Annotated in this window: 3 protein-coding genes; 1 reads left to right on the top strand and 2 read right to left on the bottom strand. The window is 21.0% G+C overall.

Features of this window, described 5'->3' with window-relative positions; genetic code table 4:
• Window positions 1–234 precede the first annotated feature (234 nt).
• The gene (locus EHU54_RS05710) at window positions 235–570 is read left to right on the top strand and encodes a hypothetical protein (RefSeq protein WP_400249431.1); all 336 of its coding nucleotides are present in this window, start codon (window positions 235–237) and stop codon (window positions 568–570) included.
• A gap of 64 nt (window positions 571–634) precedes the next feature.
• On the opposite strand, the gene EHU54_RS05715 is transcribed toward EHU54_RS05710, so the two are convergent.
• Together EHU54_RS05715 and EHU54_RS05720 are read right to left on the bottom strand one after the other, a co-directional pair.
• Entirely contained in the window at window positions 635–1,150 is a 516-nt protein-coding gene (locus tag EHU54_RS05715; RefSeq protein ID WP_400249432.1) for a lipoprotein, read from the bottom strand.
• A gap of 62 nt (window positions 1,151–1,212) precedes the next feature.
• A complete protein-coding gene (locus tag EHU54_RS05720) occupies window positions 1,213–1,446 on the bottom strand; it encodes a hypothetical protein (RefSeq protein WP_400249433.1) in 234 nt (77 codons plus the stop codon).
• Window positions 1,447–1,525: the final 79 nt, after the last annotated feature.

A 1,525-nucleotide genomic window follows, 5' to 3' on the forward strand; every position in this document is an offset into this window, starting at 1 on the left:
TATTAGTATCTTTTTAAAAATATTTACAATTATTTTAATAGGTTATGCAAGAAGTCTATTCTAGGAGGTTATTCTAATTGTGAAAATAATCTCGATTGGTTTTCCAACGGAAAATTAAAGTTTGATGGTAAACCACAAAAGGATAATGTTAATTTTGAGAATACAATAACTTTATATACTGATAATATAAAAGTAAATGATGTTCAAACATTTGCTACTGCTTATACTAATGGTTTGCCAAGTGTAAGTTATCAAAATCGTTATTCTATTTCTAAAAATTGTGATTTTACTTTTTTATTACAAACAACAAAATTATTTGATAATGGTGATAATAAAATTAAAGAAACATATTTACAATCATATTATACAAATGATATGAAATTAAAAATTAGATTTTCAAAAGTGGTTCGTCCTGATTTTTCATTTTATTATTCAGATATGCCAGTTGTAAAACTTTATAAATATTTTGGTAATGACAAAAATATAACAATAGACTTAAATGCATTGGGTGTATTAGGTATGATAAATAATAGTGATAACCCTGTTAAAATTACAATTAAACCAAGATAAAATAAAAAAACAGATTTAATGTAATTGTCAATTAAAATTGACAATTACATTAAATCTGTTTTTTTTATTCACCGTTAACTTTTATATTACCATTTTTATCAATAGTTAAATCAGGTGCTTGTGTATCTAAATTTCAACGATAGACAGATTTAAAATAATTACTATTTATTTCTCATCATTTAGGCCTTTCATAAATAAAATCGTATCTATTTATAACTAAACCTTTTGGGGAAACAAATAAATCATGTTCTTTATAATGGTTAAGTTTTCTTTTTAATGAAATAGAATTTAAATCTATATTGTGTTGAAATTTAATAATTTTTCATTCTATTTTTTCATCACCCCGCCATACTACATAATAATATTTATTATCATCTATTTGATTAAATGGCATTTCTTGTGGTACTATTCATTCTAAATTGTTTTTAATAGTTTCATCTTTTGTATCTATTTGGTTTTCTTTTTTTAAATGTTCTAATTCTTCCTTTGTATATTCTTGTGGTATATTACAAGCAACTAAACTGGTTGTACTGGTTCCTACTAATGATATTGCACCAATAATACTTAATAATCTTTTCATTTTTCAACCTTCCTTAATTTATATTTAAAACATCATTTTTATCGCTAATTTTAAACACTTAATTATTTATTATTTCACATTTCATTATGATGATTTTCTAAAATAGAAATTTCTTTTTTATAAAAATGAATGTTTTTATTTGTATCTTGTCATCCAAATTCAACAAAATTATCATCATTTTTTATTGTAATAATTGATGAAATATTAAAATTTAATCCATTAATTTTTATAGCTTTATTACTACCATTTTTTACAAAATAAATATTTTTATTATTTATATAATAGACTTCTTGCATAACCTAGTAAAATAATTGTAAATATTTTTAAAAAGACATAATTAATTAAAATTATAATTTGCTATTAGTATCTTTTTAA

Source organism: Spiroplasma sp. ald (assembly GCF_044714355.1).
In the GTDB taxonomy this organism is placed as follows: domain Bacteria; phylum Bacillota_I; class Bacilli_A; order Mycoplasmatales; family Mycoplasmataceae; genus Spiroplasma; species Spiroplasma phoeniceum.